This is a genomic window from Faecalicatena sp. Marseille-Q4148, assembly GCA_018228665.1.
In the GTDB taxonomy this organism is placed as follows: Bacteria; Bacillota; Clostridia; order Lachnospirales; family Lachnospiraceae; genus UBA9414.
In genome coordinates this window covers 1,918,047-1,943,973 of sequence record CP073692.1, presented here as the reverse complement: position 1 = coordinate 1,943,973, position 25,927 = coordinate 1,918,047, and the positions used below count along the sequence as shown (strand labels likewise).

Here is a 25,927-nt window from a genome sequence, read left to right as displayed (position 1 = left end):
CTTGAAAAATATGTTTAAGAAAAATAAGAAACAGACAAAAACTATCAAAGAACCAAAAGAAAAAAAGGTGCGTACTGTCAAGGTAGGCACACATCAGAAAACCGTGATTGCGTTGTGGGTGGTGCTTATCGCAAGCGTGAGCTTTGGGGTGTATAAGAATTTTACCGCTATCGACCAGCACACGACCCATGAAAAAGAAATCATTGAGCTTCGCTTGCAGGACACTAACGGGATAGAAAATTTCGTGAAGAATTTTGCGAAGTCCTATTACACATGGAGTAACAGCAAAGAAGCTATCGAAGCAAGGACGCAGGCAATCAGCGGTTATCTGACAAAGGAATTACAGGACTTGAATGTTGATACAATCAGAACGGATATACCGACCAGCTCCACAGTTACAGATGTGATTGTATGGAGTATTGAACAGTCGGGAACGGACACTTTTTCTGCTACCTACGAAGTAGATCAGCAGATAAAAGAGGGAGAACAGACAAACAATGTGAAAGCAACCTATACCGTAAAAGTCCATGTGGACGCTGACGGGGATATGGTAATCGTTCAGAACCCTACCCTTGCACCAGCAATCGAAAAGTCCGACTATGAGCCAAAGACACCAGAAGCAGACGCAAGTGTAGACGCTGATACCGTAAACGACGCTACCGCATTTCTGGAAACATTCTTTAAGCTCTACCCAACAGCCACAGAAAAAGAGCTTGCCTACTATGTAGCTGGAAATGTGATTGAACCTATCGGCAGGGACTACCTTTATTCTGAATTGGTAAACCCTATCTTTACAAAGGACGGGGATAATGTGAAAGTCAAGGTTGCCGTGAAATTCCTTGATAATCAGACAAAGGCTACGCAGGTATCACAGTATGAGCTTGTGTTACATAAAGATGGTAACTGGAAGATTGTAGGATAATAAAATATATTGACAAAGAACTTCAAAATGTGGTATATTTCTCTTGCAAAGATAGAAATATACCACATAAGGAGTGAATGTTATGACAGTAAGAAAATTTTTGTATGGTGCAACTGGTTTCCTTTCGTTAATAGGTGTTATCGGTGTTATGAGTAATGAAAAGAATTTTTTGCCGTTTTTTGTATTTGCAATAAACTTTGAGTATTGGTTTATGAAACAAGATGAAATGCTAGATGAATATATGAATAAATCAGCGTCCCGTGGTTTCTATTGTGGAATGGTTACCACAGCCTGCATTACCTTATATTCTTTTTTGGTAAAACAAAGTTCTGGAAATGAAGCATTTACTAATGGATTGGCTCTAGGGTGGGCGATTTCGGTAATTGTTTATTCTATATCAACCGCATACTTTGGAATTAAAGAAAAATGGGGAATATGTAATGATTAAAAACCGTATTAAAGAATTTAGAGCAAGATATGATATGAAACAAGACGACTTAGCGAAAGCAGTCGGTGTTCGACGAGAAACCATTGGTAATCTTGAAAAAGGACGATACAATCCCTCTCTCGTATTAGCTTGGAATATTGCAAAGACATTCCATGTAACGATAGAAGAAGTTTTTACAGTAATAGACGATTAAATTTAGGAGTGATACCATGTTAGGACTAAAAAACGTGATATTAAAAAAGCATTGAAAGTTGGTTCAAAAGCTGGCGGTGTATCATTGGCGGATGTTCGAGCAAATATTGAAGCGACGATTGATGAAGCTATGAATAGTACAGACCCAGAGGTGCAAGCAAATTTTAAAAAGTATTTTGGGAATAAACGTCCTACACCAGAGGAATACATTTATATAATTACAAAGAAAACACGGGTTTAGAGAATGAATAAGAGGTGTTATTGTGGAAAATCAAATATGGGTATTATGTCCTATTTGCAATAACAAGACACGAACAAAAATATTGGAAGATACGGAACTGATAAATTTTCCTTTGTTCTGTCCGAAATGCAAAACGGAAACTTTAATCAATATAAAGAATGGGAAAGTGACTATTATCAAAGAGCCAGACGCTAAGACGCAGAGCCGATAATTTGTAGGTTATTATGACTTATAGATTGTCGGCTCTTATTTGTTACCTGCGGAGCAGATCAGCAAATAAGAGTGTTAAAGCTACATAAGAAGAAAACAAGAAGTTGATTACTTCTTGTTCTCTCTACTGTTTAAGATACCGTCAATCGTACCTTGAATGATTTTTAATTCGCTATCACTCAATAAATCAAGAGAGGTTTCTATTTGACGACGAGCTGTACTTTTTGCTACTTTCTCCGTTGGATAGAAATATTCATCAACTGATATATTGAACATGGTAACTAAATCATGGAATAATTGAAAACTTGGGTGTGAACCAACATTTTCAATATCTGCGATATGACGTTCTCCATAGAATACCTTATCGCCTAAATCATTACGAGAAAGTCCCGCTTTCTCACGGGCTTCTCTGATTGCCAGCCCTAGCGGTCTGAAATCAAAAGTATGTGTTTCTTTTGTTTTCCTCATTTTAAATCACCTAGCATGAGTTTATACTTCATGCTGTATATTTAGAATGTGTTAAAATTGCATATAGTATGCAGTAATAATTCAAAAGCTGTTATCGTGTGCGGTAAATAAAAAAAACCGTTCCTAGATAATATACTTTTGTGCGTCTTGAAAAATAACGGGACGGTTTTGGATATAACCAGAACTGTCCTTTTTTTCTTAGGGGTAAATAAGGTATAGCTCTGGTTAAAGGGGGCTATACCATGATTGCATACGGAAGAACGCTTTGCCGTTCTCAACTGGATAAATATTTCAGTCCACTATTACAATCATTATACCCTTTATATGAGTTAAAATTTCATATCAATAGAATTTATAAAACAGTCCGTTTGTGTAATTACACATTATCGGGCTGTTTTTGTTTTGTTAAAAAGTTTTTTCAACTTTTTTCGGTTTCAACTTAGCAAATCACACCTGCCGTTCCCTATATGGTGCGGAAAGAGGGATAACCACTTTTCACGTCGTAACGGAAAGGGGGTGAGATTGATGAAACCGTCTGACTTCCAGAAAACAGTTCAATGCCGTTTTGAAAGTTGTTTGAAGAAAGTTGTCCGACATGTTGTTAAGGACTATCAGAAGAAATTAAAGCGACGACAAAAGGAAGAAACACTTTTTTGTGAACTTCCAGAAATCGTTGTAGAAAATCTGGCTGTCTGGGACGACTACGATACGGACTATACGATTTTCAATGTATGTGGTAGTGATATTCGTATTTGTGATGATGAACTGGCAGAAGCCTTGAAGCATTTGTCTGAGCGTAATCGAGAAAATTTGCTGATGTATTATTTCTTGGAAATGAGCGATACCGAGATTGCAAAAAGACAAAATATTTCAAGAAGTGGTGTTTTTCAAAACCGACACAATTCACTAGAGCTTATGAAAAAAATACTAAAGGAGAAATGATAGCAAATGAAACACACAATGAAGAAGCCGTCCTACTACTTGCTTTCGCAGGCAATGGACGGGGACGAAAAAGCGATTGAAAAAATACTGGCATTTTATGACCCGTACATATCAAAGTGCTGTCTGCGTCCACTCTATGATGAATACGGCAATGTCTATATTGTTGTAGATATGGAGTTAAAAGGACTTATCCGAGAAGCACTTATCAAAATGATTTTAGGGTTTGATATTGCCTTAGAAATCGAAGAAGAATAACAAGCGGTAACCGCAGAGCATGATTTGTTCAATCCCCTCTTTCCTGCTCTGCACCTGCTTTTACATGAAAGCAACACGTTTTCGCCACAGCTCTTTGACAACTGAATAAAGCAGACAGATACGTTTGTGAGATAGCGAGCCACGGGGACTGTACGCCACGACCTTTTCAAAAGAAAGCGAGCGACCCACGCAGTGATCCGAGAGCGACTGTTGGAAAAGTCGTTTTGCCACGACCTATCCTTACAGGATAATGATACGTCCGCATGGTGCGGTTCTGCCCACAGGAATGGGAATAGTTGAGATACTAATGGAGCTTTCCAAAGCCGTCTGTCTGCTTCTGTAACATTGTGAAAAATACGCATATTGGATAAGCCTATGTGCGTATGTTGAGAATAGATAGCTGACTAAGGGGGCTGATAACTTGGCTAAAAAAGAACCTGCACAATATATCGTAGAACGGGAATTTTTAGGTAAATTTTCCGTAGAGGAATTGCTTGTCCGTATCGTGAAATCTCATGTAAAAAAAGGACTATCAAGAGGGTAAAACCCTTGAAAACAATGGAAAGAAGCCGTACTTTATGGTATAATATTATCATAGGTACGGCAGTTGAATAGGTGGAAAAATGATTTATCAAAAAGGTTCAAACTTATTTAACGTAGCTATTTATATCAGATTATCACGAGAGGACGGAGATAAGGAAGAAAGCGATAGTGTAGGAAATCAGAGAAAACTTTTAACAGAATATGTGAATAAGCATGATGACTTTATCTTATATGATGTTTATATTGATGACGGTTTTACGGGAACGAATTTTAATAGACCAGACTTTCATAGAATGATTGCTGACATTGAAGATAACAAGGTAAATTGTGTTGTTGTAAAAGACCTTTCCCGTTTTGGACGAGATTACATTGATACGGGGCGATATTTGGAAAGAATATTTCCAGAGCTTAATGTTCGTTTTATTTCTGTAACAGATAATATTGATAGTATGAAGCAGGCATACGATATGTTACTTCCTATTAAAAATATATTCAACGAACAGTATGCCAGAGATATTTCTAATAAAATTCAAGCGACTGTAAAATCAAAGCAGAAAGCAGGAGAATTTATCGGAGCTTTTACAAGTTATGGTTATAAGAAATCTCCTGCAAATAAAAATAAACTTGTGATTGATGAATATGCGTCCGAAGTTGTAAAAAGAGTATTTACTATGTATGCACAAGGAATAGGAAAACAAAGCATTGCCAAAATACTAAATGCAGAGGGTATCCTTTGTCCGTCGGAATATAAAAAGCTCAACGGCGAAAATTACAAAAATTGCAACCGTTTAGAGAAAACTTCTTATTGGACGTATTCCACGATTAAAGTGATGTTACAAAATGAGCTTTATATTGGAAATATGGTACAAGGAAAGAAACATCAACGTATGAGAAGCAAACAGCGTCCAGTTGAGAAAGAAAACTGGATAAGGGTTGAAAATACACATGAACCGATTATAGACCGTCAACTGTGGGATAAGGTACAAAAACTGCTGACGAAAAAACATAGGGATATTGATTTAGAAACAAATAAAAATATCTTTGCAGGTTTTATCAAGTGTGGCGATTGTGGTCGGGCAATGATGAAAAATTTCTGGCGACGTGCTGACGGAAGTAAGTCCTATTCATTCTATTGTGGAACTTACAAAAGAAGTGGAAAAGATTATTGCACTCCGCACACGCTCCCGTTTCAAGTATTGAATGATATTGTGCTGGGAGATTTAAAGCAGATTATCCGCAATGTAGAGAACTTGCAGGAACTTGTAAAATCACAATCTTTCACAGCAACAAAAATCAGAAAATCAACAGACATAGAACTGACAAAGTTAAAAGCAGAGCTTGAAAGAGTGAAGAAGTTGAAAAAGTCAATTTATGAAGATTACAAAGACGAACTGATTTCTAAAGAAGAATTTCTTTCTTATCGAGAGGACTATCAACAAAAAGAAACGCTTTACTCCAAACAGATTGAAACGCTGGAAGAAAAGAAAAAGGAAAGTGTAACAGAAGATGTTTTTGAAACACCGTGGTTAAGGCGGTTGTTGGAACTGAAAGACATTGAAGAATTAGACAGAGATATTATTGTGGAAATGATAGACCAGATAACAGTTTATGAAAACCGCAAACTTAAAATCTCATACAACTTCGGAAATGAGCTGGAACATTTATTTTCAAGCGTTTACTGTGAGGACTTGGAGAAAAAGGCTATCTAATCTCAATACATTTCTAACTCCCCATATATACTGGGGAATACATATCACAATTTGCGTAAACTACAATCAGCACACGGGGGAAAAGATCCGGGAGCTGTTTACCAGGAGAGAAGAGAAAAAGATGATACACTAAAGCTTGCTATGGCGGTGGGACAGATCCTGCAGGAGAATGGAATCCGCGTGGAGTACACAAGAACAACGGATGTGTATGAAACTCCATATGAAAAGGCGATGGAAGCCAATAATGCCGGAGTAGATTTCTTCGTATCGATCCATCGCAATTCTTATCCGCAGGCGAATGCAGTTTCCGGTGTGGAAGTGCTTGTTTATGATAAGAGCGGTTTAAAAAATGAGATGGCAGAGGAAATTGCAGACCAGTTGGAGACTGTCGGATATGTAAATCTGGGAGTGAAAGAACGCCCGAATCTCGTAGTTCTTCGCAGAACGAAGATGCCGGCAATTCTCGTGGAAGCAGGATTTATCAATTCAGATACAGATAATAAACTGTTTGACCAGAATTTTGACGCAACTGCAAGAGCGATTGCAGACGGAATTCTTGATGTACTTCAGGAAGATACCGGTGAAGGCGAAGAGAAAATTTATCGTGTACAGACAGGCGCCTTCCGAAATCCGGATAATGCTAACCGGATGCTGAATGAGTTATTGGAAGAAGGATATTCGGCAGCTATTTATGAGCGGGATGGACTTTTTCTCGTTCAGGCAGGGAATGAATCCAGCCTTGCAGATGCAGCGGCATTGGAGCGGCGTTTGAAACGGGATGGGTATGCGACTGTTCTTGTAACCAAATAAGATGAAAAAGAATGATTCAAAGGAGTATCTGGCAGGGATAGGTCTTGCATATCTTATGAAAGGTTACTATAATAAAGCGTAGGGAGAATGGAATTATAAAGTGTGTTTTAATTGCCACAGTTCTTGTGGCAATTTTTAAATTTGCCCAGAGGAACTGAGCGCCCAGAGAAAATGAAAACCTGAGGGGGAGGAAGCTATGGACAGAAGAAAAAGAGGTCCGGGCAGTACGGTAGTTTGGAAATATATTTTTGCCGGATGTATTATTATTTATACTGCATTTGTGTTTGTATACATGAGCGGCAGTGACAGACCGTTCAAAGAAGTAAAACAGGCGGTGGAGAAAAAAATCGATACAGAGCACATGAAGGATGTGAGCAGTCAGGGACTGAAAAGATATTACGGCTTGAATGGCGCGGATTACGATGGAGTAATGATGTATGTTTCCACATCAAGTATGTCAGCGGAAGAAGTGTTAGTTGTGAAAGCGAAAAACACAGAACAGGCAAGAGAACTTGAGGATGCGATTGAAAAACGAATCGAAGAACGGAAAAATGTCTTTGAGGGTTATGCGCCTGAACAGGTAAAGATGCTGAAAGAAGCGCAGAAAAGTGTCCGGGGAACTTATGTATTTCTTGCAATATCGCCGGACAGCAATAGTTATCGGGAAGCATTTACAAAAGCACTTTAGGAGGGAAGGAAAATGCTGTTTAGCAGTATTACATTTATTTTTATATTTCTTCCGGCTACAATTGCGCTGAATCTGATTGTTCCGGAACGTTTCCGCAATGTGATTCTTCTGTTTGCGAGTCTGTTCTTCTATGCATGGGGAGAACCGGTTTATGTTATTTTGATGATCTTATCGATCTTTCTGAATTATTTTTGCGGAAAAGAAATTTTTGAAAATCTTGGAGAAAAGGCAAGGGCGAAACGAAGCCTGATCTGGGCTTTGGCAGCGAATTTACTGCTGCTTGGATTTTTTAAATACTGCGGTTTCTTTGTTGAGATTGTAAACGCGGTGCTTCCGGTTCATATTTCTTACCGGGAATTAGGATTGCCGATTGGAATTTCCTTTTATACCTTTCAGGCAATCTCTTATCTGATTGATGTATATCGGGGAGAAGTAAAGCCGCAGAAAAATATTTTGAACTTTGCGCTTTATATCTCAATGTTTCCACAGCTGATCGCAGGTCCTATTGTTCGTTATATTGATATTGAAGAGCAGCTGCGGCATCGCAAGATGTCTCCGGCGAAATTCGGTGCAGGCGTCAGATTCTTTATTATCGGGTTGAGCAAAAAGGTGATTCTCGCGAATGGAATGGGAAAGATCTTTGAAGAAATCTACGGAGCATTTTCAGGAGGGACTTCCTTATATCTTCTGACAGCATGGATCGGAGCGGCAGCTTATGCGCTTCAGATTTATTTTGATTTCAGCGGTTATTCAGATATGGCGATCGGTCTTGGCAAAATGTTCGGTTTTGAATTGAAGAAGAATTTTGATTATCCTTATACAGCAAATTCTATTACGGATTTCTGGCGCAGATGGCATATCTCTCTCAGCACATGGTTCCGGGAATATGTATACATTCCGCTTGGAGGCAACCGGGTGCCGAAGGAAAGACATATTTTTAATCTGCTTGTTGTCTGGACACTGACCGGCTTCTGGCATGGAGCAGCGTGGAATTTTATGTTCTGGGGATTTTACTATGGAATCTTTTTGATTTTGGAAAAATATATTTGGGGAAAATGGATAGAGAAAATGCCGGGGACAATACGTCATCTGTATGCACTTGTGGTTGTACTTGTGGGCTGGGTATTTTTCTTTAGTACAGGACTTCAGGAAGCATTCCGTTATCTGGGAATGATGATCGGGATTGGAACGAAAGGATTTGCCGGGGCAGTAACTGTGTTTACGCTGACATCTCACTGGCTTTTGTGGATTGCAGGAATTCTTGGCTCAACGAAGATTCCAATCAGGCTGCTGAATCATTTTGGATATGAGACATCTTCCAAATGGATTACGGATGGGATCTATCTGTTTCTGTTTTTGGTATCGATATCATGTCTGATCACCGATTCATTTAATCCATTTTTGTATTTTAGATTTTAAGGAGGGACGGATGCTGTGGGAAGAGAAAAACGAAAGCAGCAGAGAAGGAAAGCAGATATCATGCTAGGTTGTCTGTTTCTTGCCTGCATCTTGCTATTCCTGGTTGTGAATGTATTTGTAAAGGATAAGGCAGTTTCTGAAGAAGAAAATCGATCGCTGACACAGAAACCAAAGCTGACAGCGGAAAGTGTTTTGAATGGAAGCTACATGAAACAATTTGAGTCATGGCAGTCTGACCAGTTTGCCGGAAGAAATCTGTGGCGAAAAATGAATGTGTCTCTGAAGCAGTTTGGCGGAAGCCGTCTGGAAAATGGAGTTTTCCATGGGAAAAAGGGACAGCTGATGGAGGAACTTGTCGTGCCGGATGCGAAGCTTTTGAAGGAAAATATTAAGGCAGTCAATGAATTTGTCAAGAGCAGAAGCGAGATACGAACTTCATTTCTTCTTGTACCGGATGCATCTGAAATCCTGCAGGATGCGTTGCCGGCATTTGCGGAAAAGAAAGATCAGACGAAAATGTTTGAAAAGGTGAAAACGCAATTGGCAGACGAGGTACAGTGGATTGATGGAGTTACTCCGCTGAACAAGGCAAAAGATAAGAAAATTTATTATCAGACAGATCACCATTGGACGAGCCTGGGGGCGTATAAGACATTTCTGGCAGCGGCAGAAACATTAGAGATTGACACAAAGGCAGCAGGCGGTTATGATAAATATCCGGTTACGACAAAGTTTAATGGAGTGCTGGCTAGTACAAGTGGTTTTGAACAAAAAGAAATGGAAGAAATAGAAATCTATATTCCGAAAGAAAATAATGTTGATGTAATTGTAAATTATGTGGAAGAACAGAAACGGCGCACATCTTTATATGATTCTTCTAAATTAAAGACGAAGGATAAGTATGGCGTATTCCTGGGAGGCAATGCGTCTCTGATTGATATTAAGACGACAGCAGCGAGTGATAAGACGCTATTATTGCTAAAAGATTCTTTCGCAAATAGTTTTGTTCCGTTTCTGGCGCCGTATTATAAGGAGATTGTTATGGTAGATCCGCGCTATTATGCAGGAACAATGAGCGAGATACTGGAAACTTATCCGATTACAGACGCTTTGTTTTTATATAGTGGAAATACATTTTTTCAGGATAATAATCTGCAAGGGTTTCTGAGAGAAGAATAGAAGATAGAAAGAAGAAAAGAGGTTATGGCATGGACGGTCGAATGGAATTTCGTGAAAAACTTTCCGGTGTTCTGGCAGCTGCTTTTGAGCAGGGGATGCGGATCACAATGGACGAAGTAGAGAAATATTTTGAAGAAGATCATTTATCAGAGGAGCAGATTGAATTGGTATGTGATTATCTGCTCTCCCAGAAAGTTGTTGTCAGTGGCTATGAGAAAAAAGGCGGAACAGTCACTGCGGCAGGAGAAGAAGCGGTATTTACAGAAGAAGAAAAAGAGTATCTGCGTGAATATGAGAGAGATCTTGCAGCATTGCGAAGGGCAGAGAAAGAAGAATTGCCGGAATTATTTGCCCGGGCGGCGAAGAAAGAGGAAGCAGCAAAACAGCGTTTGACGGAGAGTTATCTTCCGGTTGTTGTGGAGATTGCCAAGACACAGAGACACCCGGAAATTTTTCTGGGAGATATTATCCAGGAGGGAAATTTAAGTCTGATTACGGCAATTGAGATGTTAGATACTGCAGATCATGGAGATGAATTTCTGCGAAGAGAGATACTGCAGGGAATTCAGGCGCTTCAGGAAACATTGGAGGAAGAAAAGAAGCGTGATCACCGGATGGTGGAAAAGGTCAGCGAGTTGGACGAGTCTATTACGAAACTGACAGAAGAGATGGGGCGGAAGATTACGATCGATGAATTATCAATGTTTATGGATCTTCCGGTAGACGAAATCGTATCAGTTATGCAGCTGGCAGGAGAAGATGTAGAAGTCGGAGAGGTAGATCCGGATGAAATCTTCCATGTAGCGGGAAAAGACGAGATGAAAGAGACGGATCAGACAGTGGAAGAAGACAGCCGCAAGAATGCACAGAAGATGCTTGAAAATTATGCTGAGAAGCTGACGGATGGGTTTGACGATATGGAATATCGGCCGGGAGAGTAAAAAGGTTTGTAAAAGAGAAATAAGCAACAAAAAAGTAAAAGGGCAGCCGCAAATTAACTAAGGTTAATGGAAAGCGGTGCCCTTTTGTTTACTCATCTAAAAGATCAAGGTCAAGACTCTTTTTCTTCTTTTTCTCGTAGTAATCTTCCGGAAGATAGAGATGTACTTTCTCTACCCGGTTCTTGTCTAACTTTTCTACAACAAGACGGATGCCGTCTGCAGTCATAATCTCGTCATTGAGTTCCGGGAGGCGGTCAAGATGTTCAATGATGAAGCCGCCGAGAGAGTCATAATCTTCGGAAGAAAATTCCAGTTCAAGCTGATCATTAAGATCATCGAGGTTCATGGAACCTTCAATAATATATTCCTGTTTGTTGATTTCCTTGATGAATTCTTCTTCGTTCTCATCGTATTCATCGTGAATCTCGCCGACAATCTCCTCAAGAATATCCTCCAGGGTAATCAGACCGGCAGTCTCGCCATATTCATCAAGAACAATAGCGATATTGAAAGAAGCATCACGCATCTCAACAAGCAGTTCAGAAATATTTTTATATTCATAGGTGAAATATGCTTCACGTAAAATATCTTTCACATGGAAATCCTTCTTGTTGTCGTACAGCAAGAGGTCTTTCATATTGATCGTACCGATGACATTATCGGTCGTCTCTTCAAAAATAGGAAGACGTGTAAACTTGTCTTCACGGAAAATTTCGATCAGTTCTTCATAGGAACTGTTTACATCGGCAAATGTCATGTGTACACGAGGTACCATTACATCTTTAGCTTTTGCATCGCCAAGATCGAATACATTATAGATCATTTCCTTTTCTTCAGATTCAATGATTCCGTCTTCGTGGCTGACATCCACGATTGTACGCAGCTCGTTCTCTGTCATTGCGTCATTCTTAGCGCTTGTGTCAATGCGCAGAATAAACATCACGCATTTGGAAAGGCTATTGACAACAAAAATAACCGGAGTCGCAATCTTCATTAAGAAAAGAACGATTGGAGCATAAGCAAGAGCAAGCTTTTCCGGATGAACGGTTGCGGCAGTTTTCGGAGTAATCTCCCCGAACAGAAGAATCAGCAGCGTAATGATACCGGTCGCAATGGCAACGGCAGAGCCGCCGAAGTTATAAGCGATCATCGTGGAAATAGAGGATGCGGAAAGGTTCACGATGTTATTGCCAATTAAAATAGCGCTTAACATCTTTCCGGAATCTTCCGTAACTTTCAGCAGTGTGAGAGCACGCTTATTTCCCTCTTCAATCAACGTACGGATGCGAATCTTGTTAATAGTTACAAGGCAGGTCTCTGCAGATGAAAAAAATGCAGACAGACCAAGCAAGATGATTAGAACAATAATCTGTATGACGACACTCGAGTCCAATGATCTGTTCACTCCTTTTTTTATTATATTTTCGTATACCTATAAATATAGCGTATTTACTACTTTTTTGCAATAGAAATGCGAGAGAGAAACATTGAATTTGGAGGGAGATTGTTGTATGATAAAGACGATTCAATTTAAGAACAAAAAAGAAAATAGGAGACGAACTATGAATTTTGATATATATAAAGAGTTGAAAGAAGCAGCAGGGAAGTCGGACGTTCTGACACAGGAAATGCTTTCCGGGCATACAACCTTTCGTGTTGGCGGTCCGGCGGATTATTTTGTGACAGTAAAAGATGCACAGGCAGTCCAAAATGTGATTGCGTTATGCATATCGAAGCAGATTCCGTACTATATTCTAGGGAATGGAAGTAATATTCTTGCCGGAGATGGAGGGTATCGCGGAGTGATCATCCAGTTCGGGAAAGAAATGAGTGAAATTGAAGTATTGGAGGATGGAACAATCCGGGCGCAGGCAGGAGCACTGCTTTCTAAGATTGCGAATGCAGCATATGAGAGGGCTTTAGGCGGGTTTGAATTTGCAGCAGGAATTCCGGGCACGATTGGAGGCGCTATGGTTATGAATGCAGGAGCTTATGGCGGAGAGATGAAAGATGTTGTGACTTCCGTTAAAGTGCTGACAAAAGAGAATGAAATCCGTGTTCTTACAAATAAAGAGATGGAGTTTGGTTATCGAACAAGTGCTGTGGCAAAGAATGGATATATTGTTCTTGAGGTAGAACTCAAGCTTCAAGAGGCTTCTCAGGAAGAGATTAAAGAGAAGATGGATGATTTGAAGAATCGAAGAATAACGAAACAGCCATTGGAATTTCCGAGTGCAGGAAGTACATTTAAACGTCCTGAAGGAAATTTTGCAGGAAAACTGATCGAGGAGGCTGGGCTGAGAGGATTTGGAGTCGGTGGAGCTCAGGTGTCTGAGAAACATTGCGGTTTCGTAATCAATCGTGGAAAAGCTACTGCAAAAGATGTGACAGAGCTTATGAATGAAGTGATCAAAAGAGTAAAGGAGAACTCCGGTATTGAACTTGAACCGGAGGTAAAACGGTTAGGAGAATTCTAAAGATGGAAATTATGATTGTCACAGGAATGTCCGGGGCTGGTAAAAGTACAGCGCTGAAGATGTTGGAAGATGTGGGATACTTTTGTATTGATAATCTTCCGGTGGATCTGATGCCAAAGCTTCAGGAACTTTTGATGATTCCGGGAACAAAGGTAAATAAAGTAGCGCTGGGAGTTGATATTCGAAGCGGGGAGAAACTGGAGTCACTGGAAGAGATATTGGATCATTATAAGGAAGAAAATGTTTCTTACAAAATATTATTTCTGGATGCCGAAGATGAAATATTAATCAAACGCTATAAAGAAACGAGGAGAAGCCATCCACTGGCATCGGGAGAACGGATCGATAAGGGAATCTTCAGAGAAAGAGGACGCATTCGTTTTCTGAAAGAGCGGGCAGATTATATTGTGGATACAAGCCATATGCTCACAAAAGAGCTGCAGCAGGAATTGAAAAGAGTCATTGTGCTCGATAAAGATTATAAAAATCTTTACATGACAATTCTCTCTTTTGGGTTTAAATATGGTATTCCAAATGATGCAGATCTTGTATTTGATGTCAGGTTTCTTCCGAATCCATATTATGATCTTGAACTTAGACCAAAAACCGGGAATGAAAAAGAAATTCAGGATTATGTTATGCAGGGGGGACTGGCAGAAGAATTCCTTGACCGCTTGACGGATCTTATGAAGTTTTTGATTCCGAACTATATTAATGAAGGAAAACATAATCTCGTTATTGGAATTGGATGTACAGGAGGAAAACATCGTTCAGTTACGATTGTGAATGCCCTGTATGAGAGACTAAAACAGTTGGATGAATATGGGGTGAAAGCGGAACATCGCGACATTCGAAAGGATTCGGCGGTGAAATAAAAGGAGGACGCATGTCATTTTCAGGGAAAGTGAAAGAAGAGCTGTCGCAGCAGTTACCGACGGCAAGACATTGCCAGATTGCAGAACTGGCAGCGATTTTAAGCTTTTGCGGCAGTGTCATAATTGACAGCAGAGAGCAGTTTTCCATTAAAATTCATACGGAAAATATAGCTGTTGCAAGAAAGTGCTTTACATTAATCGAAAAAACCTTTAATATAGAGACTGAAAACGCGATTCGCAGAAACCAGGCAAGAGGGAGTACGATTTATTCCGTTGCTGTGAAAAGCCATACAGATGCAGTCAGAATTCTTCAGGCAGTGAAGCTTCTTGACAGAGAAGGGGAAGTGTTTGAGGAGATGTCAGTTGTAAAGAATATCGTTGTCCAGCAGATGTGCTGCAGACGGGCATTTCTTAGAGGGGCATTTCTGGCAGCAGGTTCCATGAGCGATCCTGAAAAATCATATCATTTTGAAATTGTATGTGCTTCGGAAGCGAGAGCAGTACAGCTTCAGACGATGATGGACAGCTTTGGGGTGGATGCGAAGATTGTTTTGCGTAAGAAGACATATGTTGTATATTTGAAAGAGGGTTCTCAAATTGTTGACATGCTGAATGTGATGGAAGCGCATGTAGCATTAATGGATCTTGAAAATGTTCGCATCTTGAAAGAGATGCGAAATTCAGTCAATCGGATCGTCAATTGTGAAACAGCAAATATTCATAAGACAGTTTCGGCAGCGGTAAAACAGCTCGAGGATATTAAGTATATCCAGGATACGATCGGATTAGATGTTCTGACAGAGGGGCTGAAAGAAATGGCTCTTGTCAGGCTGGAACATCCGGAAGCTACGTTGAAAGAGCTTGGACAGCTGCTTTCATCACCTGTTGGAAAATCAGGGGTGAATCATAGACTGAGGAAGCTGAGTGAGATTGCTGACAGAGCAAGAGAGAACAAGGAGGAAGTATTATGATTAAAAAACCAATCACTATTAAACTGGATGACGGTTTGGACGCAAGACCAATTGCTTTGCTTGTGCAGGAGGCAAGTCAGTATACAAGCCAGGTATATATAGAGATTGATAACAAAAAGATTAATGCAAAGAGCATTATGGGAATGATGAGTCTGAAACTTGCCGGAGGAGAAAAACTGATGGTTGTAACAGACGGTGTGGATGAAGGCGAGGCAGCTCAGGGAATTGAGGCGTTTTTCGCAAACAGATAAGAATTTCGCAGTGAAAGGCGTGTACAGATTCGTGTACATGCCTTTTTAGCCAATGTAATACGAGAAGGAGGCGGCATAAATGAAAAAAATGATTTTTATTTATAATCCGAATGCTGGGAAAGGTGCTTTGAAATCCGGACTTTCGGATATTCTTGACATTTTTGTGAAGGCAGATTACGAAATCGTAATTTATCCGACACAGAGATATAAAGATGCATATCAAAAGGTAAAGCATTTGCCGGATGGTTACGATCTCGTTGTGTGCAGTGGAGGAGACGGCACGCTTGACGAGGTTGTGACGGGAATGATGAAGCGGAAAGAGCGGATACCGATCGGCTATATTCCAACAGGAACGACAAATGATTTTGCAAACAGCCTCCATATTCCTAAGAACCGTCTGGAGGCAGCAGACACAGCAGTAAACGGCAAGCTATTTCAATGTGATGTGGGAAGATTTAATAAAGGAATTTTTGTATACATTGCAGCCTTTGGATTATTTACGGACGTAGCTTATCAGACAAAGCAGGAAGTGAAAAATGTGCTTGGACATCTGGCTTATGTGCTGGAGGGAGCAAAGAGAATTTTTAATATTCCTTCTTATAAAATAAAGGTAACATATGATGAGGGTGTAATCGAAGACAAATTTATTTTTGGAATGGTTACAAACTCTAAATCTGTCGGGGGCTTCCGGGGAATGGTCGGAAAAGAAGTGGTATTTGATGATGGGAAATTTGAAGTAACATTAATTAAGATGCCGAAAAACCCATTGGAATTGAATGAGATTATTGCCGCGCTTCTTGTCGAGCAGGTAAATACAAACCATATGTACACGTTCCGTACAGGCGCTATTCGATTTGAGTCAGAAGAGGAAATTCCGTGGACGCTTGACGGTGAATTTGGAGGAGAGCATGATCAAGTGGAAATTGAAAATCTTCAGCAGCAGCTTCAGATTATGGTTCCGGCAGAAGAATTGTCGGTGCTGACAGCCAATCCGGATCTGGTATGCATTTCAGACGAAGAGATTTAGGACAGTTTAAATAGTTCCAGAGAAGAAATAGTGGGAACCTGTATTTTTTTGTAAAAAAGGAATCTTGACAGCCACAATAAAAGCTGTATAATGATAGTAACAGAACCCACCACGCCTCTGATTTTTATGCGCAACCCGGTGGGACTTTTTCATTTATGGGGTGTCTTATGTATCAATATCCAAAACAAATATTAACAATAGCACAGCAGGTACAATCATATATTGATGCAGGAATGGCAATTACTTCTCGTGCGGATGTAGAAAAGGTATTAAAGTCAGTTGGGTTTTATCGTTTGCGTGGATACTCTTTCCACCTATATGATAATGCTACAAAGAAGTATGTTCCAGGAATCAAGTTTGAAGATATTTTAAAGTTGTATCAGTTTGATCAGGAATTATCTGCTTTGATTTTTTCAATGATTTCTAAGATTGAGGTGGCTTTAAGAGTACGATTAGTAGAATCGTTACTTATACACGGAGAACCACTTGTTTTGCAGGATTCATCGATTTTTAAAGAGAAAAAACTATATTGGCAGAATATGTCTACAGTAGCGTCAGAAATTGCTCGCTCTAATGATGTGTTTATCAAACACAATTTTGATAATCATGATGGAGAGGTGCCTGCATGGGCAGCTGTTGAAGTTATTTCATTTGGTACGTTATCGAAGATAATTAAGAATTTGAAAACGGGTACAGGGAGTTCGTATTCTATATTGGCGGCTAATTACCAATATAAATCGAAAAAAGGAAATTTAGTAAATCCATCGCAGAAAATGCTTGCTTCATGGATACAGGGTGTTTCAGTATTGCGTAATATGTGTGCTCATAATTCCAGAATTTACAATCGCACAATACATACGACACCAGAAATTCTGGATGCAGATAAAGTTACACCACCGCCGGCACATAACGGTTTGTATCAAATCCTACTGGCGATGAAGTATCTGCGTTCATCCGATGAAGAGTGGACAGTATTTGTAGATGCTTTCGATAAGCTGATTCAAAATAATATTGGTGTAGTCAGCCTTACAGCAATGAATCTTCCAACGGATTGGAAAGCACATTTAAGTGTATAAATGCAGCAGAACTGCATAAAATAGTAAAACAGACCTAACCAAGCATTTTGCTCAAACCGGTTAGGCTTTTGGCGGAGTGTTACGATAAGCACTTCGCCATTTTTACTGGTTTTGATGGAATTACGCTGAAAAGCTAAGCGGCAGTCAGTGAAGGATTTGCTGTGGGCTCCGCTTTTTTCGAAAGAGATGTGATGTTTCACTTCTTTGGAAATGGTTGTACAATCCTTATTTAAGAATCTGCCGATAGCTTTAAAGCTTTCTCCTTCGTTCAATTTCGTTTCAATAATAATTCGAGAATCAAGAGTTAAATATTTTTTAAATTTTTCAAAAAATATAAAAAAATGCTTGCATTTCATTCAAAAGTGTTATATACTAAGCAAGTAATCAATCAGGCCCCTTGGTCAAGCGGTCAAGACGCGACCCTCTCACGGTCGAATCAGGAGTTCGATTCTCCTAGGGGTCATTACGCAAAGAACAGTAGCAATTACTGTTCTTTTTTTGTGTTGTTTGACGAAAGCTGCCTGCTTGCATTTTCTACGTCAATGCGCTATAATGAAATGCATCAAAATGTTGAATTTTAGAAATCGGAGGGAAAGATTATGTTAGTTTCAGCAAAAGAAATGCTTGATAAAGCAAAAGCAGGTCATTATGCAGTTGGTCAGTTCAACATCAACAACCTGGAGTGGACAAAGGCAATCCTTTTGACAGCTCAGGAATGTAATTCTCCAGTCATTCTTGGTGTATCAGAGGGTGCAGGAAAATATATGACAGGCTTTAAGACAGTTGCAGATATGGTGAAAGCTATGATCGATGAGCTGAATATCACAGTACCTGTAGCACTTCATCTGGATCACGGTACATATGAAGGATGCTATAAATGTATTAAAGCAGGATTTTCATCTATCATGTTTGATGGTTCTCATTACCCGATTGAAGAGAACGTTGCAAAGACAAGAGAGCTTGTAGCAGTGTCTCATGCACTTGGACTTTCTATCGAAGCGGAAGTTGGTTCTATCGGTGGTGAAGAAGACGGAGTTGTGGGAGCAGGAGAATGTGCAGATCCGAACGAATGTAAGATGATCGCTGATCTCGGTGTAGACATGCTTGCAGCAGGAATTGGAAATATCCATGGAAAATATCCGGCAAACTGGCAGGGATTAAGTTTTGAGACTCTGGATGCAATCCAGCAGCTTACAGGAACTATGCCGCTTGTTCTTCACGGTGGAACAGGTATTCCGGCAGAGATGATCAAGAAAGCGATCGATCTTGGCGTTTCTAAAATCAACGTTAACACAGAGTGTCAGCTGGCTTTCGCAGAAGCTACACGTGAATATGTAGAAGCAGGTAAAGATCAGCAGGGCAAAGGCTATGATCCGCGTAAATTATTAGCACCTGGGTTCGAAGCAATTAAAGCAACTGTAAAAGAAAAAATGGAATTATTCGGTTCCATTGACAGAGCTTAGTTTCAACTAGAGAAGAATAATAAGGCATTCCAGTAATTGGAATGCCTTTGCAATTTCAAAAGCAACGATATAGTGAATAGCGAGAGGATGAAATGATGGGAGAATTCATGAATGTAGCGGCGATTTTTGGAGAGAATGTATTTAACGATACAGTGATGCAGGAACGTCTGCCTAAGAAAGTCTATAAAGATCTGAAAAAAACGATCGAAGAGGGAAAAGAACTTGACCTGGAAACTGCGGATGTAATCGCACATGAGATGAAAGAATGGGCGATTGAAAAAGGCGCAACACATTATACACATTGGTTTCAGCCGCTGACAGGAGTGACAGCGGAGAAACATGATTCATTTATTTCGGCGCCGATGGCTAACGGGAAAGTTCTAATGAGCTTTTCCGGAAAAGAACTGATCAAGGGAGAACCGGATGCATCTTCTTTTCCGTCAGGAGGACTGCGTGCCACATTTGAAGCGAGAGGCTACACGGCATGGGACTGCACGTCGCCGGCATTTGTGAAGAAAGATGAAGCGGGATGCATCCTCTATATTCCGACAGCATTTTGCTCTTATACAGGCGAGGCGCTTGATCAGAAGACGCCGCTTTTGAGATCAATGGAGGCGATTAATACACAGGGGCTCCGTTTCCTGCGTTTGTTCGGCAACACAACAGCTAAGAGAGTTAAGGCATCTGTCGGTGCCGAACAGGAATATTTTCTCGTAGATCGGGAGAAATATCTTCAGAGAAAAGATTTAATCTTTACAGGACGGACGCTGTTTGGAGCGATGCCGCCTAAAGGACAGGAGCTGGATGATCATTACTTTGGAAGTTTGAGAAACCGTATCGCTGCATTCATGAAGACGACGAATGAAGAGTTGTGGAAGCTTGGAGTAACTGCTAAGACGCAGCATAATGAGGCAGCACCTGCACAGCATGAACTTGCACCGATCTATATGGAATGCAATGTAGCAGTTGACCACAATCAGCTGATTATGGAAACACTCAAAAAAGTTGCTTCCAGACAGGGACTGCATTGTCTTCTCCATGAGAAACCATTTGCCGGAGTGAACGGTTCCGGAAAGCATGATAACTGGTCGCTAATCACAGATGACGGAAAGAATTTATTTGATCCGGGAAAGACACCGCATGAAAATATTCAGTTTCTTTTGCTGATGATGTGTATGCTGCGGGCAGTTGATAAACATGCGGCGCTTCTTCGGGAATCTGCGGCAGATCCGGGGAATGAAGAGCGTCTTGGGGCAGCAGAAGCTCCGCCGGCAATTATTTCTATTTTCCTCGGAGAACAGCTTGAGGATGTGCTGGAGCAGCTTGTAAGTACAGGAACAGCAACTCACAGTATTAAAGGAAGCGTTCTGGAGACAGGTGTACGCACACTTCCGGACTTTACAAAAGATGCGACAGACAGGAACCGTACGTCACCATTTGCTTTTACCGGAAATAAATGGGAGTTCCGTATGGTCGGTTCAAGAGATTCTGTCGGAGGACCGAATGTTGTACTGAATACAATTGTTGCGGATGCACTTTGTGATGCGTGCGATGAACTGGAGAAAGCAGAAGATTTTGAACAGGCAGTTCATGATCTGATTAAGCGCTATGCAACAGAACATCAGAGGATTGTATTTAGCGGCAACGGATATTCACAGGAATGGGTGGAGGAGGCGAAACGCCGCGGTCTTCCGAATCTTCCGTCTATGGTAGATGCAATCCCGGCACTTGTGTCAGAGGAATCCGTTCGTGTTTTTGAGAAATTTGGTGTATTTCGACGGGCAGAGTTGGAATCCCGCATGGAGATCAAGTACGAAGCTTATGCGAAAGTTATTAATATAGAAGCGAAAACGATGATCGATATTGCGAGAAAGCAGATTCTTCCGGCAGTAATGAACTATACGAAGACAGTAGCTGAGACCGTTGTTGCCGTTCGGGGTGCAGGAGCAGAACCACTTGTGCAGATGGAAGTTCTGACAGAGACGAATAATCTTCTCAAAGAGGTAAAAGATGCGCTTGTACATCTGGAAGAAGTGACGGAAGAGGCCGGAAAAAGAGCGGAAGGCTGTGAACAGGCACATTACTATCATGATGAGGTTGTTCCGGCTATGAAAGCATTGCGTGAGCCGGTGGATCATCTGGAAATGATTGTTTCCAAAGATATGTGGCCGATGCCGTCATACAGTGATCTTCTGTTTGAAGTGTAAGATGAAATAGAAAAAGAGACGTAAGGAATCTGTATTTTTCTTAAAGAAAAGTTCATAAATCTTATAAAAACTTAAGACTCCTCAGACTTGGAATTGCAGTGGAAATATGCTATTCTTTGTCTGAGGAGTTTTCATAAAAAGGATAAAGGAGAGGAATGAATGACGCGCAGTGAATTTTTAGAAAAGCTGAAAGAAGCATTGGCTGACGGAATGGATAGTTATACAATCCAGGGGCATTTGAATTATTATAGAGATTATATTCAGGAAGAAGTACAGAAGGGACGCAGTGAGGAAGAAGTTTTGAGTGAGCTTGGAGATCCGTGGGTTATTGCCAGGTCACTTTTGGAAGCGCCTGGACAGGGAAGTGCAGGAGAAAGTTATAGCGACGCACAGGTATATCATGATGATCGAAAGGAAGACAGCGGTTATTATGGGGGCAAACATAAGGTATATCGGTTGAATTCTTTCTGGGGAAAACTAGCGGTAATTCTTGTGGTGGTAGGAATTATTTTTCTCATATTCTCGATTGTATCAGGTATTATTACTTTGCTTGCACCGGTAGTAGTTCCGGTAATCATAATTGTATTACTGATTAATTTCTTTAAAAATAGGAGATGAAAGCAAGAATAATATTGCTAAAGAAAATATAGAGATATGTATAAAGTAAAAGACCGATGGGGGAGCCATCGGTCTTTTGAGGGGAGTATAAATAATTAATAAGGGGTTGTAGAAAGAATACTTCCTACAGTTAGTAGTATAATATAATGGGTTGAAAAAAGCAAGAAAAAAATTTAAAAATCTCAAAATCTTCCTTTTTGATTCTATGTATAAAAAATAGTTTCTTCTGAGATAATAAGGGTGTAATAAAAAAACAGGAGGAATTATATTATGGCAAAGAATAAAAACACAAACACATTTTCAGATGAGATGAACAAGAATAAAGCTGTTAGCAATACGGGCAGCAATGCGAAGAATCGAACAGAAGGCCGTGCAAAGAATCGCTCAGCCAGTTCAGCTTCCAGCAGCTGTCATAGAGGCGGAGAGAGCAATTATGCAGGAACAAATTCTTCAGGCAAAAATGCATCAGGAAAAAACAGATCTGAAAACGAGTATAACGGATATTAAAAAACGGAATAGGACAATTTGGGAATAAGAAAGGCTGTGTACCGATGGGAAAGCGAAAGCACCACCGGGGCACAGTCTTTTTTTGAATGTTATTTATGGTGTTGAGAACGACCGACGGAGATTTTTTGGCAGCATCATGTTGACAGTGTTTCTAAATCACATTAATATAGAAGTTATCAGATAACAGAGGAGAAAAACAGATGAATATGATAGAATTGATCGCACCGTGTCATTTTGGACTGGAATCAGTTTTGAAAAGAGAAGTTCTTGATCTTGGCTATGAAATTGCCAGCGTGGAAGATGGCAGGGTGACATTTTACGGAGATATGGAAGCGCTTGTGCGAGCGAATATTTTTCTGAGAACGGCAGAGAGAGTGCTTTTAAAAGCAGGCTCGTTTAAAGCAAGCAGTTTTGAAGAATTATTTGATAAGACGAAGGCACTTCCGTGGGAACAGTGGATTCCGGCAGACGGGAAGTTTTGGGTGGCAAAAGCATCTTCAATTAAAAGTAAGCTTTTCAGTCCATCAGATATCCAGTCTATTATGAAGAAGGCAATTGTGAAGCGTCTCCAAGAGAAATATCACATTGAATGGTTTCAGGAGACAGGAGCAGAATATCCGATCAGAGTATTTCTGATGAAAGACATTGTGACGATTGGAATTGATACATCGGGAAGTTCTCTGCATAAGAGAGGATATCGCGAAACTGCCGGAAAAGCACCTATTTCGGAGACGCTGGCAGCAGCGCTTATTATGCTGACTCCGTGGAAGAAAGACAGGATTCTTGTGGATCCATTTTGCGGAAGCGGAACATTTCCGATTGAGGCGGCAATGATGGCAGCGAATATTGCACCTGGTATGAATCGCTCTTTTACAGCAGAGAAGTGGAATAATCTGATTCCGAAGAAGCTCTGGTATGAAGCAATAAATGAAGCGAATGATCTTGTGGATGATTCTGTGGAAGTGGATATTCAGGGATATGATATTGATAGAGATATGGTTCGGATCGCGAGACATAATGCAAGAGAGGCAGGGGTAGATCATCTGATCCATTTCCAGGAGCGGGCGGTGAAAGATTTGAGCCACCCGAAAAAATATGGATTTCTTATTACGAATCCTCCGTATGGAGAACGACTGGAAGAAAAAGAAGCGCTTCCGGACATTTACCGTGCGTTGGGAGATGCCTACCGGCAATTAGACAGCTGGTCTGCATATCTGATTACGTCTTATGAAGATACAGAAAAATATATGGGAAGAAAAGCGGACAAGAATCGCAAAATATATAATGGAATGCTGAAGACTTATTACTATCAGTTCTTGGGACCAAAACCACCGAGACCGAAGAAATAAAGGAGTATACAGATGGAAAAACGAATCATTTTTGCAACAGGGAACCAAAATAAAATGAAAGAAATTAAGATGATTCTTTCAGATTTTGGAATGGAAATCTTATCTATGAAAGAAGCCGGAATCGATGTGGATGTAGAAGAAAATGGGACAACATTTGAAGAAAATGCATTGATTAAAGCGCGAGCGATTGCAGAGCACCTCCCTTCAGATATTATTCTGGCGGATGACTCTGGGTTGGAAATAGATTATTTGAATAAAGAGCCGGGAATCTATTCTGCGCGTTATGCAGGAAAAGATACTTCTTATGATATTAAGAATCAGATGCTGATCGATCGTTTGGAGGGAGTTCCGGATGAGAAAAGGACAGCCAGATTTGTGTGTGCGATTGCGGCAGTATTTCCGGACGGAACAGAAGAAGTAGTCTGTGAGGCTATGGAAGGCCGGATTGGATACAAGATTGCAGGAGCGAACGGATTTGGATATGATCCGATCTTTTATCTTCCGGAGTTCGGAATGACTTCTGCGGAGATTACACCGGAGCAGAAGAATGAAGTGAGTCATCGGGGAAAAGCGCTGCGGTCAATGCGAAAAGTAATGGAGAAGAAATATGAAAATACTTGTAATCAGTGATACGCATGGCAGACATGGGAATTTTGATAAAATGCTGAAAATAGAAGGTCAGCCGGATCTGTTAATTCATCTCGGAGATGTGGAAGAGGGCGAAGATTACATTCGGGCAGTGATGGAGTGTCCGGTCTATATGGTAGCCGGTAATAATGATTTCTGGACAGATTTGCCAAGAGAAGCAGAAGTACGCATTGCAGGTCAGAAAGTAATGCTGACACACGGTCATACTTATTATGTTTCGATGGGAACAGACCGACTGGCGCTTGCAGCATCGGCGGGAGGAGCGCAGGCAGTGTTTTATGGTCATACCCACCGACCGATCGTGGAATGGAACAGTGGGATTTTAGTGGTAAATCCAGGAAGTTTAAGTTATCCGCGTCAAAGTGACAGAAGACCGAGTTACATTGTGATTGAGGCGGAAATGGATGGAATGCTTCGACCGGAAATACGCTATCTGTAGAACGGACAGAATGGTCAAAGTAATGCTGGAATATGCACAGATAAGTTAGCATGAGAATCTGGCTTATCTGTGCTAAAAATGCAGGAAAAAATAAAAAACAAAAAAAATAAAAAAATTGAAAAAAAGTGTTGACTTTTGAATTTAGTTCATATATAATAACACTTGCGTCAGGGAGAGATGCAAAAACAATAAAACATCGGGGTGTGGCTCAGCTTGGCTAGAGCGCCTGGTTTGGGACCAGGAGGTCGCAGGTTCGAATCCTGTCACCCCGATTCATGCGGGTGTAGTTCAATGGTAGAACACTAGCCTTCCAAGCTAGATACGTGGGTTCGATTCCCATCACCCGCTTTCTTAAAGCCAAGTATAGCCTTTAAGATATGTGTTCGTAGCTCAGCTGGATAGAGCAACGGCCTTCTAAGCCGTGGGTCGGGGGTTCGAATCCCTTCGAGCACGTTATGGTGGGTATAGCGCAGTTGGTTAGCGCGCCAGATTGTGGCTCTGGAGGCCCAGGGTTCGAATCCCTGTATCCACCCTTTAGTGTAGACCTTGTTAGACGAACTGTTTCGTTGACAAGGTATTTCTATGTAATGGGCTATCGCCAAGCGGTAAGGCACAGGACTTTGACTCCTGCATTCGTTGGTTCGAATCCAACTAGCCCAGTTAGTCTGGGGAGAAGACAAAGGTGCCAGGCGAATTACAATATAGTTATGGAGCATTAGCTCAGTCGGTAGAGCACTTGACTTTTAATCAAGTTGTCCGGGGTTCGAATCCCCGATGCTTCATTGTGCGGATGTGGCGGAACTGGCAGACGCGCTAGACTTAGGATCTAGTGGGAGACCGTGCAGGTTCGATTCCTGTCATCCGCATGTTTCAAGGCTACAGCTTATGAGTAATCAAAAGTTGTAGCTTTTTTCTATGCAGAATTTTATTTTACGATATGATTATGGCAAATATAAGCCTTAGAATACCGGAAATTAAAATAGCTGAGAACAATCGTCTCAGCTAAGAAAGAAAAAGTAATGAAAAAGAAATGATATATGTTAAAAAGCATT

At 40.7% G+C, this 25,927-nt stretch carries 28 protein-coding genes and 8 tRNA genes; 33 read left to right on the top strand and 3 right to left on the bottom strand.

Translation table 11 applies throughout. From position 1 onward, the window contains the following. Positions 1-10: 10 nt before the first annotated feature. The 4 genes from KFE17_09325 (at position 11) to KFE17_09310 (ending at position 2,014) form a co-directional block, all read left to right on the top strand. Positions 11-922, top strand: coding sequence for a conjugal transfer protein (locus KFE17_09325; GenBank protein ID QUO31086.1), 912 nt, complete (start codon positions 11-13; stop codon positions 920-922). 82 nt (positions 923-1,004) lie between these two features. After that, positions 1,005-1,370, top strand: a complete 366-nt coding sequence (locus tag KFE17_09320) for a DUF3796 domain-containing protein (GenBank protein QUO31085.1) — start codon at positions 1,005-1,007, stop codon at positions 1,368-1,370. Beyond that, positions 1,363-1,563, top strand: a complete 201-nt coding sequence (locus tag KFE17_09315; protein QUO31084.1) for a helix-turn-helix transcriptional regulator — start codon at positions 1,363-1,365, stop codon at positions 1,561-1,563. The genes KFE17_09320 and KFE17_09315 overlap by 8 nt, the downstream gene beginning before the upstream one ends. A 262-nt stretch (positions 1,564-1,825) precedes the next feature. Beyond that, entirely contained in the window at positions 1,826-2,014 is a 189-nt protein-coding gene (locus KFE17_09310; protein ID QUO31083.1) for a cysteine-rich KTR domain-containing protein, read from the top strand. 107 nt (positions 2,015-2,121) lie between these two features. Here KFE17_09310 and KFE17_09305 read toward each other — a convergent pair whose 3' ends face one another. After that, positions 2,122-2,481 (bottom strand): helix-turn-helix transcriptional regulator, encoded by a 360-nt coding sequence (locus KFE17_09305; GenBank protein ID QUO31082.1) that lies wholly within the window; start codon positions 2,479-2,481, stop codon positions 2,122-2,124. Positions 2,482-3,006: 525 nt separating this feature from the next. On the opposite strand from KFE17_09305, the gene KFE17_09300 reads away from it, so the two are divergent. The 8 genes from KFE17_09300 to KFE17_09265 all read left to right on the top strand — a co-directional run bounded on the left by KFE17_09300 (position 3,007) and on the right by KFE17_09265 (position 10,967). Then, the gene (locus KFE17_09300; protein ID QUO31081.1) at positions 3,007-3,423 is read left to right on the top strand and encodes a sigma-70 family RNA polymerase sigma factor; all 417 of its coding nucleotides are present in this window, start codon (positions 3,007-3,009) and stop codon (positions 3,421-3,423) included. A 6-nt stretch (positions 3,424-3,429) separates the two neighbouring features. After that, entirely contained in the window at positions 3,430-3,678 is a 249-nt protein-coding gene (locus tag KFE17_09295) for a helix-turn-helix domain-containing protein (GenBank protein ID QUO31080.1), read from the top strand. 623 nt (positions 3,679-4,301) lie between these two features. Further along, positions 4,302-5,930, top strand: coding sequence for a recombinase family protein (locus tag KFE17_09290; protein QUO31079.1), 1,629 nt, complete (start codon positions 4,302-4,304; stop codon positions 5,928-5,930). 51 nt (positions 5,931-5,981) lie between these two features. Next, the gene (locus tag KFE17_09285) at positions 5,982-6,740 is read left to right on the top strand and encodes an N-acetylmuramoyl-L-alanine amidase (GenBank protein ID QUO31078.1); all 759 of its coding nucleotides are present in this window, start codon (positions 5,982-5,984) and stop codon (positions 6,738-6,740) included. Positions 6,741-6,936: 196 nt separating this feature from the next. Further along, the gene (locus tag KFE17_09280; GenBank protein QUO31077.1) at positions 6,937-7,428 is read left to right on the top strand and encodes a DUF4358 domain-containing protein; all 492 of its coding nucleotides are present in this window, start codon (positions 6,937-6,939) and stop codon (positions 7,426-7,428) included. A 12-nt stretch (positions 7,429-7,440) separates the two neighbouring features. Beyond that, on the top strand, positions 7,441-8,847 hold the full coding sequence (locus KFE17_09275) for an MBOAT family protein (protein QUO31076.1): 1,407 nt from the start codon (positions 7,441-7,443) through the stop codon (positions 8,845-8,847). Between the two features lie 60 nt (positions 8,848-8,907). After that, complete coding sequence (locus KFE17_09270; GenBank protein ID QUO33680.1) at positions 8,908-10,026, top strand: hypothetical protein; 1,119 nt, start codon at positions 8,908-8,910, stop codon at positions 10,024-10,026. A 29-nt stretch (positions 10,027-10,055) separates the two neighbouring features. After that, positions 10,056-10,967: a hypothetical protein gene (locus KFE17_09265; GenBank protein ID QUO31075.1), complete on the top strand. Its 912-nt coding sequence runs from the start codon at positions 10,056-10,058 to the stop codon at positions 10,965-10,967. An 88-nt stretch (positions 10,968-11,055) separates the two neighbouring features. Here the strand turns inward: KFE17_09265 and KFE17_09260 are convergent, their stop codons facing one another. Continuing rightward, complete coding sequence (locus KFE17_09260) at positions 11,056-12,360, bottom strand: HlyC/CorC family transporter (GenBank protein QUO31074.1); 1,305 nt, start codon at positions 12,358-12,360, stop codon at positions 11,056-11,058. A 169-nt stretch (positions 12,361-12,529) separates the two neighbouring features. On the opposite strand from KFE17_09260, the gene murB reads away from it, so the two are divergent. From murB to KFE17_09230, 6 genes are all read left to right on the top strand, one after another. Beyond that, positions 12,530-13,444, top strand: a complete 915-nt coding sequence (gene murB / locus KFE17_09255; protein QUO31073.1) for a UDP-N-acetylmuramate dehydrogenase — start codon at positions 12,530-12,532, stop codon at positions 13,442-13,444. A 2-nt stretch (positions 13,445-13,446) separates the two neighbouring features. Further along, positions 13,447-14,319, top strand: coding sequence for an RNase adapter RapZ (rapZ, locus tag KFE17_09250; GenBank protein ID QUO31072.1), 873 nt, complete (start codon positions 13,447-13,449; stop codon positions 14,317-14,319). An 11-nt stretch (positions 14,320-14,330) separates the two neighbouring features. Beyond that, entirely contained in the window at positions 14,331-15,290 is a 960-nt protein-coding gene (gene whiA / locus KFE17_09245) for a DNA-binding protein WhiA (GenBank protein QUO31071.1), read from the top strand. Continuing rightward, positions 15,287-15,541 carry an HPr family phosphocarrier protein gene (locus KFE17_09240; GenBank protein ID QUO31070.1) on the top strand — a complete coding sequence of 85 codons (255 nt, stop codon included), beginning with the start codon at positions 15,287-15,289 and terminating at the stop codon, positions 15,539-15,541. The genes whiA and KFE17_09240 overlap by 4 nt, the downstream gene beginning before the upstream one ends. Before the next feature lie 79 nt (positions 15,542-15,620). Then, positions 15,621-16,568, top strand: a complete 948-nt coding sequence (locus KFE17_09235) for a YegS/Rv2252/BmrU family lipid kinase (GenBank protein QUO31069.1) — start codon at positions 15,621-15,623, stop codon at positions 16,566-16,568. A 167-nt stretch (positions 16,569-16,735) separates the two neighbouring features. Then, complete coding sequence (locus tag KFE17_09230) at positions 16,736-17,644, top strand: Abi family protein (protein QUO31068.1); 909 nt, start codon at positions 16,736-16,738, stop codon at positions 17,642-17,644. On the opposite strand, the gene KFE17_09225 is transcribed toward KFE17_09230, so the two are convergent. Beyond that, positions 17,569-18,000 carry a helix-turn-helix domain-containing protein gene (locus tag KFE17_09225; protein QUO31067.1) on the bottom strand — a complete coding sequence of 144 codons (432 nt, stop codon included), beginning with the start codon at positions 17,998-18,000 and terminating at the stop codon, positions 17,569-17,571. The two genes, KFE17_09230 and KFE17_09225, sit on opposite strands and share 76 nt — an antisense overlap. Before the next feature lie 35 nt (positions 18,001-18,035). On the opposite strand from KFE17_09225, the gene KFE17_09220 reads away from it, so the two are divergent. From KFE17_09220 to KFE17_09150, 15 genes are all read left to right on the top strand, one after another. Then, positions 18,036-18,107, top strand: a tRNA-Glu gene (locus KFE17_09220). 136 nt (positions 18,108-18,243) lie between these two features. Next, positions 18,244-19,107 carry a class II fructose-1,6-bisphosphate aldolase gene (gene fba, locus KFE17_09215; GenBank protein QUO31066.1) on the top strand — a complete coding sequence of 288 codons (864 nt, stop codon included), beginning with the start codon at positions 18,244-18,246 and terminating at the stop codon, positions 19,105-19,107. Positions 19,108-19,199: 92 nt separating this feature from the next. Then, positions 19,200-21,314 carry a glutamine synthetase III gene (locus KFE17_09210; GenBank protein ID QUO31065.1) on the top strand — a complete coding sequence of 705 codons (2,115 nt, stop codon included), beginning with the start codon at positions 19,200-19,202 and terminating at the stop codon, positions 21,312-21,314. Between the two features lie 159 nt (positions 21,315-21,473). Beyond that, positions 21,474-21,932 (top strand): DUF1700 domain-containing protein, encoded by a 459-nt coding sequence (locus KFE17_09205; GenBank protein QUO31064.1) that lies wholly within the window; start codon positions 21,474-21,476, stop codon positions 21,930-21,932. 270 nt (positions 21,933-22,202) lie between these two features. Continuing rightward, entirely contained in the window at positions 22,203-22,439 is a 237-nt protein-coding gene (locus tag KFE17_09200) for a hypothetical protein (GenBank protein ID QUO31063.1), read from the top strand. A gap of 200 nt (positions 22,440-22,639) precedes the next feature. Further along, on the top strand, positions 22,640-23,788 hold the full coding sequence (locus tag KFE17_09195; protein ID QUO31062.1) for a class I SAM-dependent RNA methyltransferase: 1,149 nt from the start codon (positions 22,640-22,642) through the stop codon (positions 23,786-23,788). A 12-nt stretch (positions 23,789-23,800) separates the two neighbouring features. Then, on the top strand, positions 23,801-24,418 hold the full coding sequence (locus tag KFE17_09190) for an XTP/dITP diphosphatase (GenBank protein ID QUO31061.1): 618 nt from the start codon (positions 23,801-23,803) through the stop codon (positions 24,416-24,418). Continuing rightward, positions 24,396-24,875 (top strand): metallophosphoesterase, encoded by a 480-nt coding sequence (locus KFE17_09185; GenBank protein ID QUO31060.1) that lies wholly within the window; start codon positions 24,396-24,398, stop codon positions 24,873-24,875. Before KFE17_09190 ends, KFE17_09185 begins: the two co-directional genes overlap by 23 nt. 197 nt (positions 24,876-25,072) lie before the next feature. Further along, positions 25,073-25,147 (top strand) — tRNA-Pro (locus KFE17_09180). A 5-nt stretch (positions 25,148-25,152) separates the two neighbouring features. Beyond that, positions 25,153-25,223, top strand: a tRNA-Gly gene (locus KFE17_09175). A 31-nt stretch (positions 25,224-25,254) separates the two neighbouring features. Next, positions 25,255-25,328: transfer RNA gene (locus KFE17_09170), tRNA-Arg, on the top strand. 5 nt (positions 25,329-25,333) lie between these two features. After that, positions 25,334-25,407 (top strand) — tRNA-His (locus KFE17_09165). Positions 25,408-25,463: 56 nt separating this feature from the next. Continuing rightward, positions 25,464-25,535: transfer RNA gene (locus KFE17_09160), tRNA-Gln, on the top strand. Between the two features lie 49 nt (positions 25,536-25,584). Then, positions 25,585-25,657, top strand: a tRNA-Lys gene (locus KFE17_09155). A gap of 4 nt (positions 25,658-25,661) precedes the next feature. Continuing rightward, positions 25,662-25,741 (top strand) — tRNA-Leu (locus KFE17_09150). Positions 25,742-25,927: the final 186 nt, after the last annotated feature.

Excerpts from the sequence above, each read along its gene's own strand:
- KFE17_09325 (QUO31086.1), top strand. The coding sequence starts at position 11 with ATGTTTAAGAAAAATAAGAAACAGACAAAAACTATCAAAGAACCAAAA.
- KFE17_09320 (QUO31085.1), top strand. The coding sequence starts at position 1,005 with ATGACAGTAAGAAAATTTTTGTATGGTGCAACTGGTTTCCTTTCGTTA.
- KFE17_09315 (QUO31084.1), top strand. The coding sequence starts at position 1,363 with ATGATTAAAAACCGTATTAAAGAATTTAGAGCAAGATATGATATGAAA.
- KFE17_09305 (QUO31082.1), bottom strand. The coding sequence starts at position 2,481 with ATGAGGAAAACAAAAGAAACACATACTTTTGATTTCAGACCGCTAGGG.
- KFE17_09300 (QUO31081.1), top strand. The coding sequence starts at position 3,007 with ATGAAACCGTCTGACTTCCAGAAAACAGTTCAATGCCGTTTTGAAAGT.
- KFE17_09295 (QUO31080.1), top strand. The coding sequence starts at position 3,430 with ATGAAACACACAATGAAGAAGCCGTCCTACTACTTGCTTTCGCAGGCA.
- KFE17_09290 (QUO31079.1), top strand. The coding sequence starts at position 4,302 with ATGATTTATCAAAAAGGTTCAAACTTATTTAACGTAGCTATTTATATC.
- KFE17_09280 (QUO31077.1), top strand. The coding sequence starts at position 6,937 with ATGGACAGAAGAAAAAGAGGTCCGGGCAGTACGGTAGTTTGGAAATAT.
- KFE17_09275 (QUO31076.1), top strand. The coding sequence starts at position 7,441 with ATGCTGTTTAGCAGTATTACATTTATTTTTATATTTCTTCCGGCTACA.
- KFE17_09270 (QUO33680.1), top strand. The coding sequence starts at position 8,908 with ATGCTAGGTTGTCTGTTTCTTGCCTGCATCTTGCTATTCCTGGTTGTG.
- KFE17_09265 (QUO31075.1), top strand. The coding sequence starts at position 10,056 with ATGGACGGTCGAATGGAATTTCGTGAAAAACTTTCCGGTGTTCTGGCA.
- murB (QUO31073.1), top strand. The coding sequence starts at position 12,530 with ATGAATTTTGATATATATAAAGAGTTGAAAGAAGCAGCAGGGAAGTCG.
- rapZ (QUO31072.1), top strand. The coding sequence starts at position 13,447 with ATGGAAATTATGATTGTCACAGGAATGTCCGGGGCTGGTAAAAGTACA.
- whiA (QUO31071.1), top strand. The coding sequence starts at position 14,331 with ATGTCATTTTCAGGGAAAGTGAAAGAAGAGCTGTCGCAGCAGTTACCG.
- KFE17_09240 (QUO31070.1), top strand. The coding sequence starts at position 15,287 with ATGATTAAAAAACCAATCACTATTAAACTGGATGACGGTTTGGACGCA.
- KFE17_09235 (QUO31069.1), top strand. The coding sequence starts at position 15,621 with ATGAAAAAAATGATTTTTATTTATAATCCGAATGCTGGGAAAGGTGCT.
- KFE17_09230 (QUO31068.1), top strand. The coding sequence starts at position 16,736 with ATGTATCAATATCCAAAACAAATATTAACAATAGCACAGCAGGTACAA.
- KFE17_09225 (QUO31067.1), bottom strand. The coding sequence starts at position 18,000 with ATGAAATGCAAGCATTTTTTTATATTTTTTGAAAAATTTAAAAAATAT.
- fba (QUO31066.1), top strand. The coding sequence starts at position 18,244 with ATGTTAGTTTCAGCAAAAGAAATGCTTGATAAAGCAAAAGCAGGTCAT.
- KFE17_09210 (QUO31065.1), top strand. The coding sequence starts at position 19,200 with ATGATGGGAGAATTCATGAATGTAGCGGCGATTTTTGGAGAGAATGTA.
- KFE17_09205 (QUO31064.1), top strand. The coding sequence starts at position 21,474 with ATGACGCGCAGTGAATTTTTAGAAAAGCTGAAAGAAGCATTGGCTGAC.
- KFE17_09200 (QUO31063.1), top strand. The coding sequence starts at position 22,203 with ATGGCAAAGAATAAAAACACAAACACATTTTCAGATGAGATGAACAAG.
- KFE17_09195 (QUO31062.1), top strand. The coding sequence starts at position 22,640 with ATGAATATGATAGAATTGATCGCACCGTGTCATTTTGGACTGGAATCA.
- KFE17_09190 (QUO31061.1), top strand. The coding sequence starts at position 23,801 with ATGGAAAAACGAATCATTTTTGCAACAGGGAACCAAAATAAAATGAAA.
- KFE17_09185 (QUO31060.1), top strand. The coding sequence starts at position 24,396 with ATGAAAATACTTGTAATCAGTGATACGCATGGCAGACATGGGAATTTT.